Raw genomic sequence first — 7,666 nt, 5'->3', positions numbered from 1 at the left:
CACCCGCCATGAAGCTGAAAATGGCCGCGTGAGTTCTACGGTCGCGCCCCGCTAAAACGGGGAGGATTACCCGTGCACGCCCGTCGCTGGCTCACACCGTGGACCGCCACGACATGTGCCACCGCCTCCCGCTTCACACCGGTCGCTACCACTTTCGCGAGGCGACATCCTACAGGATCGCGTTGTCGAGCATCGCTTCCGCCAGCAGCTTCTTCAGTTTCGAGTTCTCGTTCTCGAGCGCCTTCAGCCGCCGGCATCCGACACCTCGAGTCCGCCGAAGCGCGCCTTGTATTTTTAGAACGTCGCAGCGCTGACCCCGTGCTTGCGCCAGACATCGGTCGTCGCCATGCCCGCCTCCTGCTCCTTCAGCATCCCGATGATCTGTTCTTCCGTGAACCTTGACCGTTTCATTGTTCGTCTCCTGGTTGGAGAGGACTCTACCTCAAACTGGAGGAAGATGCGGGGCTCGTGGGCGTCCTGCGTGACGTGGTTGAAGACTGTCCAAGCTGGACATTCGAGCGCCTGGAAACAGAAGGGTTCGCCCCGGCGCTGCTCGACGCCTTGCGCCTCGTCAAGAAGAGGCCCGAGGATGAAGGCGATAGCGAGGCCGTCTATGTGGCTTTCGTCCGACGCACCAAAGGCATCAAGATTGCGCGTCGGGTCAAGAGAATCGACATCCTCGACAGCCTGAACGCGTCGCGACTGTCCGCGCTGAACGAAAAGGACATGCGCCGCCTGACGCGCTACCCCGCTGCCTTGCCGGAGCTGCGGAATGCAGACGGCTGACAGGCCCGTCTCCGGGTGTCATTGCCGCGCGGCCAGCACATCGCAGAGATCCTCAGCCGACGGCCCATCATTCCCATCAGAGGTTGACCTTGGCCTGCGTCGCATGTGTCTCGACGATCCGCCACAGGCGATAGCGCCCCTGCCCGGTGACTTCACGGACCAAGCCCCGCTTTTCGATCCAGTCGATGTTGCGCTGAATGGTTGCCCGATGCGCGCCTGTCAGCTTTTCGGCCATCTGCACCGACACCAGCGGCCAGCTTGTGAAGATGTCCCGCAGCATCGGCGGTGTTCTGCCGGACAGCGCCGCCATCTTTCGTTCCGCGGAAGCCGCCCAAGCCTCTATCTCGTCGAGGCTGCGCAGGGCTGCGAAGGTCGCGCTGTCCATCGCATTCAGCCAGCGCGCCAATCGGGCGGGCGGATCCCCTGTCGCGCGGAAGCCCCCTCCCCCACCCATGCCGATGGGGGCGAAGACCGCGCCGGGCATACTGCCAGCCGGCGCAAGATCGGCGACCGCGACACGCGCAGCCGTCACCGCAGCCTCAAGCGGATCGTCGATCGGCGAAAGCTCTGCGACGTGCCAGAGATGGAAGCCCATGCAGGCCCGCGTCACGGGATGCAGGTCTTCGGCCTGGTCCATCATCGCGAGCCATCCGGCAGCCCGGTCCTGAAAGGCTCCGCGCTCTGCCATCTCGACCATTCGGGGCGAAACCCTGGGATCCCTCAGACGCTCGCCCTGCCCCGGTCGGTCGCGCCGATCCAGAAAGGTTTCGAGGTCGCCCACACCCGAACGACGCGCCAACGGCGCGGGCCCGCCGGTCAGCCGGCGCACGGCCCAGCTGATCCGATACAGCGCTTGCGCATCATCCGTTACGGTCGAAACCCGCAGCGCCATGTAAAGGGAAAGCCGGTCGAGGCCGATCCGGTCCTGTGTGAGCCAGCTGAGATTCGATGCCTCGATCAGGGCAAGCCGCTGCCGCCAGCCGACCGGGCCGCGGCGCAGGCGCTCATCAAGAATCCCCAACCGGGTCGCGACGCGGGCAAGCTGCGCCGCCTGCCCGGCCTCGGCCGCGCGCCAGGCATCGACGACATCGGATTCCTTCGTCTCGGGCGCGGGTCCGGGAGGCAGGCAATCCCGTTCGTTCCCGATCGGCCCGGGCAGGAACCACAGGTCAGCGTCATCCCGGTCCTGGGATGCGCTGATGTCCTGAGAAGGCACCCCGTCGTCGTCCATGTCTGTCTTTCTTAATCGGCTCACGCGCGCATTATATGAGGATTATGCGCGCTTGGCGATGGATTTTGAGCGACTGTGGTTTTCTCTGATGCAGGGGTCTCTGGGAACGCCGTCTTTTCAAGAGCCCCGGAGCCCTCTTGGGGCCTCGGCCCTTCGCGACAAGGCGTCCCGCGCTCAGCGCGACAGGGAATCGTTCCTTGCTTACGTTTGCAAACGGTCGTTTTCTCGTATGATCCGATATTGCCAAACCCGGCCCGCAGGCTTGAAGAAAAACCCTTTCGGTGCTATCTGGTCAGGTAGCTGGTCATCCAACAAGGCAAGAGAACTGCAATGTGGAACCTTCAGGACGCCAAGACACGGTTCAGCGCCCTGGTCGCGGATGCTCTGGCCGGCCGACCGCAGCATGTCACGCGGCGCGGCAAGCCGGCGGTCGTTGTCCTGTCCGAGGCGGATTATGCCCAGCTTCTCGCGGCCGCCCGCGGGGCGCGCGAAAGTTTCGTGGACCATCTGCTGGCCTTTCCGCGCGACGACAAGGCGCTGCCGCGGGCCAAGGTGGCGCCGCGCGACGTGTCCTTCTGATGTGGGTGATTGATACGAACGTCATCTCGGCCCTGCGCCGTCCCGAACGCGCGCCCGCAGTCGAGAACTGGCTGCGCCGCCAGAACCCCGAAACGCTGTTTCTCTCTGTTGTGACCCTGGGCGAGATCGAGCGCGGCATCACCCAGCAAGAGACCCGCAACCCGGCCTTTGCCCAGGATCTGCGCCAGTGGCTGCAACGGACCGAATTGCTGTTCGCGGACCGTATTCTGCCCTTCGATCCGCCTGCCGCCCGGATCTGGGGCCAGCTTTCCGCCCGGATCGGACATGGCGGCGCGGATCTCATCATCGCGGCCAGCGCCCTGGCGCATGGGATGACCGTCGTTACCCGAAACGTGGACGATTTCGCGCCAAGCGGCGTGCCGACCTTTGACCCCTTTGCGCCATGCTGATCGGCTATGCCCGAGTCTCGACCGGCGACCAGACCCCCCTGCCCCAATCCAAGGCGCTCCATGCCGCAGGTTGCGCCGAGATCCACGAGGAACTGGCCTCGGGCGGCGACCGGGCGCGCCCGGTCCTGGCGCGCGTGCTGGATCGGCTTGGCCCCGGCGATACGCTGGTCGTGCTGCGCATCGACCGCCTGGCGCGGTCGCTGTCGCATCTGCTGGAGGTGATCGAGCGCCTGGAAGCCAAAGGCGCCTTTTTCCGCTCGCTTCTGGACCCGATCGACACGGGCTCGGCACAGGGCAAGTTCACGCTGCAGGTTCTGGGCGCCGCGGCCGAATTCGAGCGGGCGCTGATCCGCGAAAGAACCGCTGCCGGCCTGGCCAGCGCCCGCAGCCGGGGCCGTGTCGGCGGCAATCCGGGCCTGCGGGCCCGCGACCCGGCGGCGCTGCGCAAGCTTCGCCTGGCGCGGCAGGGCAGCTATACGGAGCGCCTTTCCCGAACGGCGCCGGATTGGGTGCCTCATGTGCGCCGCCTGCGCCCCGAAATGGCGTGGGAGGATGTGCTGCGCATCATCAACGCCCCCCTGCCCCATGATCGCCGTTGGAGCCAGGCCCGGCTGATCCGCGCCGTCAAGGCCTATGTCCGCGATGGCCTTCTGCCCCGGACCGTTCTGGATCGCGCGAGGCGGCGCGAGGCCGATGACCGCCTGCCCGCCATTGTGGCCGCCATCAGGGGCGCAGATCCCGACATCACGCTTCAGGCCATCTGCGACCGGCTGGAGGCCATGCGCGAAAGGACGCCGCGCGGCCGGACAAGATGGCAGCCCTCGTCGGTCCGGATGCTGTTGCAGCGCGCCGAGAGGCTGGGCCTGATTCAGCCAGCCGAGCCGCCGGTGACGTGAGCGGCGTGACGCGGTCCCTGCCCCTCGCCGCTGCGCTCTCTACGGCGCAAGAAGCCCAGTCCCGTGATCGACGTTTGCCAGAGTTGACAGCTGTCAACTTCCTGCAGGCCGCGCGCCTAGGTTCAGAAGCGCATTCACCATCCGCGCCGGATCAAACGCGCCTTTCGCCGCATGGGCGGTCAGCACCCGCAGATAGGCACCGGGTGCGCGGATGCGCGAGGCCTGCTGCAGAAGACAGGCAATCGCCGTGGCAGCAACGTCGTCGCCCATGGTCCTGCGTGCGGCGGCCCAGACGGAATGGGTGATCCCCAGCATGGGGGCGACGAATGCCCCGACATCCAGCAGGTCGCGCCAGTTCCGGATGGGCCTGGTGCTGTAGGCGCGGATATCCGGCGTTGCCTGCAAGACGGTCTGGATGGTCAGAGGGGTCGCGCCACACGCGCGGATTTTCCCTTCTTCATTGCAGTCAGATTCAGGTTCATCTGGTTCTGAACTCTGATACTGCCGCTCATTCTGGCTGTCATTGCCGCCCGGAATCGCTGTTTCGACCAGAGCCGGCAGGACCAGATCAAGGGCGATCCGGCTTTCGGCGCAGAGCCTGCGCAGCGCGGCAAGGTCCGATTTCCGGCGGCTCTGGCGGTGCAGGTCGGCAAGATGCTCGGCCGAGAGGGCAGGGGCCTTGCCCTCGGCCAGGGCGGCCAGGCGCGCGCGGGCCGCCTCGCGCAGAGTGACGCCGATTTCTTCGCGCAGGCGGCGCATTTCCTGAGCCTCGGCGCGACTTTGCGCGGCGGCGGCGACGATCTCGGCGGCGCGCCGCGCCAGAGGCATCAGGTCAAAGCCGAAGGCGCGTTCGATCCCCCCGTCAGGGCCGCGCCGGGCGTAACGCTTGCCGTTGGGGCTGTCCCGCCGCGCCAGCAGCCCGGCCCGGACCAGGGCCGCAAGATGGCGGCGCAGCGTGCTTTCGGGCATCCCATGCAGCCGCGCCGACAGCGACGCGTTCGAGGGAAAGACCACCAGCCGCCCCCGCAGATCCAGCCCCGCCGCAGGGTGAAAGGACAGCAGCGCAGACAGCACCGCCAGATCGCGGTCGCTGACGCCCAGATGCTGGCGCGCCTGCACGGCGTCCCGCAGCAGATCCCATTTGTCGATACCGACCGACGCAGCAGGGCCATCCGGCGCTGTCCTGGCAGGCCGCTGGCCAGCCGGTATCGCGCCATGCCCCGGAATGGACATGGAAATGTGCTTCATGCGCTTTCACAAGGCAAGAAAAGGCCATGCGCCGGACAAGACGCGGTTGACAGCTGTCAACAAGGTCCGTTATCAGCGAGGTGCTAGATCGTGAAAACGGCCCTTCGGGATGTCATGTCCTGGGGGGCTTTTTCTTGACCGCTCGTGCCTCCTTTTTTTGTTGCGGTTCAGTCGTCCTGCCCGCCCTGGCGTCGCAGCCAGTCTCGGTGAACCTCGTGGATATTGTCGATAAGCCAGTCGCCGAAGGCCCGGCCCGCGCCGGTCAATTCCAGAACGGCCCGGGTCTTGCTGCGCCGCGCTGTGCCAAGCGTCGCGTTCGCGCTGCGCAGGGGTAGGGGGGCCGAAGGCCGCGGGGCCGCGGAAACGGCGGCCAGAACGGCCGCAAACCGGGCGTCGGAATCCGGTCCCCGAGCGGCGGCGATCAATTCGTCCTGGGAATGCCCCGCGATCCGGCTTGCCAAAGCCAGCCAGCGGTCGCGCCCGGCCGAGGGCGCCGCCCCGATGGCGCGGATGACCGCTTCGGGAACCGCATCGGTCACGGTCAGCATCCGCGAAATCACGGTCTTGTCGATGGACAGCGCATCGCAGATGACCTTGCGGTCGAACCCGGCACGGGCCATCTGCGCGGCGAAATTGGCCTTTTCGATGAAGCTCAGATCCTTGCGGGCCGAGTTTTCCTGACCCTGGGCCACGATCAGGTCGCGGTCGTCCAGATGGCGCACCATCGCGCGGACGGGCAGGCCAAGGCCGCGCATCGCCTCGACCCGGCGGCGGCCAAAGACGATCTCGTAACGGCCCTCGTCGCGCTGCGAATGGCGCAGCAGAACCGGCACCTGCTGGCCGTATTCGCTGATGGATTGGCGCAGCGCCGCAATCCCTTCGGCATCGTCGTCCAGCCGGTCGGCAAGGCCCCCATTGTCGATCAGATCGGCCGGAACCTCAATGATGGCGCGGCTTTTCAATTCGTTGATGGATTTCGACACCGCCCCGATGGCGCCGCGGTCGCTGCGATGGGCAACCCGCGCCTCGTCCGAGGGGGCAGGGGCGTTCATCAGGTTCTTCAGCAGATCCTTGCGTGCCATCATTCCCTCCTGCGGCCCCAGGCGGCCTGGATCAATCCCTCGATCTCGGTGTGAACGGCGTTCAGGCTTTCCAGCGCACGTTCATAGGTGCTGCGGGTAAACTGAGACTTTTCAACCTCATAGAGTGTCTGCTTGGTAATCCCCGCATCCGAAATCGCCGTCGATTTCAGAACGGGATGGTTCAGCACATGGTCCCCGAACATCGAGCGCATGAAGCTGACCATCTGGTTCTGCGGCCCGTCGCCCGGCTCGTAACGGGTGATGAGATAGCGCATCCAGTCGTAATCCATGCTGCCCCCGGCCTCGGCCACGACGCCCAGCAGGTTCGAGGTCATCAGCAGGAACTGGCACATCGACATCACGTCCAGCATCTGCGGATGGACCGTCACAAGGATGGCGGTGGCCGCCGACAGCGCAGACATCGTCAGAAAACCCAGCTGCGGCGGACAGTCGATGACGACCGTATCATAATCCGATTCGACATCCGCCAGAGCGTCGCCAACCCGGGTAAAGAAAAGATTACCCGAGCGTTCGCGTAACGCCATGGGCGTCGTATGCTCGAATTCCATCAGGTCCAGATTGCCGGGGATCAGGTCCAGATTGGTGAAATAGGTCTTCTGGATGACGCTGCGCAGGGGCAGGGGGTCGTCATAGCGAATCGCGTCGTAGATCGTGCCGCCATCGGGCAGGTCGAATTCGGGCTGGATCCCGTGCAGCGCCGACAGGCTGGCCTGCGGGTCAAGGTCGATCGCCAGCACCCGATAACCGTCCAGCGCCAGCTTCTGCGCCAGATGCGCGGCGGTGGTCGTCTTGCCCGACCCGCCCTTGAAGTTGATCACGGTGATGACCTGCAGATGGTCGCCCTCGCGCCGGCCGGGCAGATAGGTGCCGGGCGTCTTGGCGCCCTTTTCCAGCAATTCGCGCAGCGCCTGGATGTCCGAGGGCGTGTAATAGCGCCGCCCCCCGGCCCGTGTCTCGGGCGAGGGGCCGCGGCCCTCCAGATCCAGCTTGCGCAGATAGGCGTCCTTGACGCCCAGCAGATCCGCCACCTCGCCCGAGGTGAACTTGCGCAGCACCCGCTTGGCATTGGGCGGGAAAAGCTGTTCACGATGGGCCTGCAGACGGCTGGACAATGCCGCCGCATGATCGCCGACAAGCTTGTCGATGCGCGTATTCGGTCGCAGTTTGTCCACGGCTGCCCCTTGTTCGCCTCGTTGCGACCGATGTTGTTACGCTTTCGGCCGTCTTATTCTCTTTGCTCCGTAATTTAATGCGGCGTCCTGACGATTCTGACAAGGGCTTTTTCGCTGGCCGTGGTCGGCGCGATCAGGACGGCGCAGCCTTGCGATATCGGCCCTGCCGCCACGCGCGAATGCGCAGCCGGGCTGGCCGCGCGCCCCTGCAACCGGGTGCAAAGCCTGCGCAAGGCGGCGC

At 65.8% G+C, this 7,666-nt stretch carries 8 protein-coding genes and 1 pseudogene; 4 read left to right on the top strand and 5 right to left on the bottom strand.

What is annotated here, in order from left to right:
• Positions 1–74: 74 nt before the first annotated feature.
• Positions 75–411 (bottom strand): annotated as a pseudogene (locus tag KY389_RS15515) (transposase); the annotation flags it as partial.
• Positions 412–468: 57 nt separating this feature from the next.
• On the opposite strand from KY389_RS15515, the gene KY389_RS14090 reads away from it, so the two are divergent.
• A complete protein-coding gene (locus KY389_RS14090; RefSeq protein ID WP_219831621.1) occupies positions 469–786 on the top strand; it encodes a hypothetical protein in 318 nt (105 codons plus the stop codon).
• A gap of 76 nt (positions 787–862) precedes the next feature.
• Here the strand turns inward: KY389_RS14090 and KY389_RS14085 are convergent, their stop codons facing one another.
• A complete protein-coding gene (locus KY389_RS14085) occupies positions 863–2,017 on the bottom strand; it encodes a helix-turn-helix domain-containing protein (RefSeq protein ID WP_219831620.1) in 1,155 nt (384 codons plus the stop codon).
• 330 nt (positions 2,018–2,347) lie between these two features.
• On the opposite strand from KY389_RS14085, the gene KY389_RS14080 reads away from it, so the two are divergent.
• Genes KY389_RS14080 through KY389_RS14070 form a run of 3 tightly spaced genes read left to right on the top strand, consistent with a single transcriptional unit; the run spans position 2,348 to position 3,902 of the window.
• Positions 2,348–2,596: a type II toxin-antitoxin system Phd/YefM family antitoxin gene (locus KY389_RS14080; RefSeq protein WP_219831619.1), complete on the top strand. Its 249-nt coding sequence runs from the start codon at positions 2,348–2,350 to the stop codon at positions 2,594–2,596.
• A complete protein-coding gene (locus KY389_RS14075) occupies positions 2,596–3,006 on the top strand; it encodes a type II toxin-antitoxin system VapC family toxin (protein ID WP_219831618.1) in 411 nt (136 codons plus the stop codon). The genes KY389_RS14080 and KY389_RS14075 overlap by 1 nt, the downstream gene beginning before the upstream one ends.
• The gene (locus KY389_RS14070; RefSeq protein WP_219831617.1) at positions 3,000–3,902 is read left to right on the top strand and encodes a recombinase family protein; all 903 of its coding nucleotides are present in this window, start codon (positions 3,000–3,002) and stop codon (positions 3,900–3,902) included. The genes KY389_RS14075 and KY389_RS14070 overlap by 7 nt, the downstream gene beginning before the upstream one ends.
• Before the next feature lie 93 nt (positions 3,903–3,995).
• Here KY389_RS14070 and repC read toward each other — a convergent pair whose 3' ends face one another.
• The 3 genes from repC to repA all read right to left on the bottom strand — a co-directional run bounded on the left by repC (position 3,996) and on the right by repA (position 7,416).
• Entirely contained in the window at positions 3,996–5,135 is a 1,140-nt protein-coding gene (gene repC, locus KY389_RS14065) for a plasmid replication protein RepC (protein ID WP_219831616.1), read from the bottom strand.
• 182 nt (positions 5,136–5,317) lie between these two features.
• Complete coding sequence (gene repB, locus KY389_RS14060) at positions 5,318–6,232, bottom strand: plasmid partitioning protein RepB (RefSeq protein WP_219831615.1); 915 nt, start codon at positions 6,230–6,232, stop codon at positions 5,318–5,320.
• Positions 6,232–7,416, bottom strand: coding sequence for a plasmid partitioning protein RepA (gene repA / locus KY389_RS14055; RefSeq protein ID WP_219831624.1), 1,185 nt, complete (start codon positions 7,414–7,416; stop codon positions 6,232–6,234). The genes repB and repA overlap by 1 nt, the downstream gene beginning before the upstream one ends.
• Positions 7,417–7,666: the final 250 nt, after the last annotated feature.

The sequence above is a fragment of the Paracoccus bogoriensis genome (genome assembly GCF_019431455.1).
Taxonomy (GTDB): Bacteria; Pseudomonadota; Alphaproteobacteria; order Rhodobacterales; family Rhodobacteraceae; genus Paracoccus; species Paracoccus bogoriensis.
This window is presented reverse-complemented; position numbering and strand designations above follow the sequence as displayed.

Bases quoted from the DNA above. Each gene is read 5' to 3' on its own strand.
- KY389_RS14085 (WP_219831620.1), bottom strand. From the start codon at position 2,017: ATGGACGACGACGGGGTGCCTTCTCAGGACATCAGCGCATCCCAGGAC.
- KY389_RS14080 (WP_219831619.1), top strand. From the start codon at position 2,348: ATGTGGAACCTTCAGGACGCCAAGACACGGTTCAGCGCCCTGGTCGCG.
- KY389_RS14075 (WP_219831618.1), top strand. From the start codon at position 2,596: ATGTGGGTGATTGATACGAACGTCATCTCGGCCCTGCGCCGTCCCGAA.
- KY389_RS14070 (WP_219831617.1), top strand. From the start codon at position 3,000: ATGCTGATCGGCTATGCCCGAGTCTCGACCGGCGACCAGACCCCCCTG.
- repC (WP_219831616.1), bottom strand. From the start codon at position 5,135: ATGTCCATTCCGGGGCATGGCGCGATACCGGCTGGCCAGCGGCCTGCC.
- repB (WP_219831615.1), bottom strand. From the start codon at position 6,232: ATGGCACGCAAGGATCTGCTGAAGAACCTGATGAACGCCCCTGCCCCC.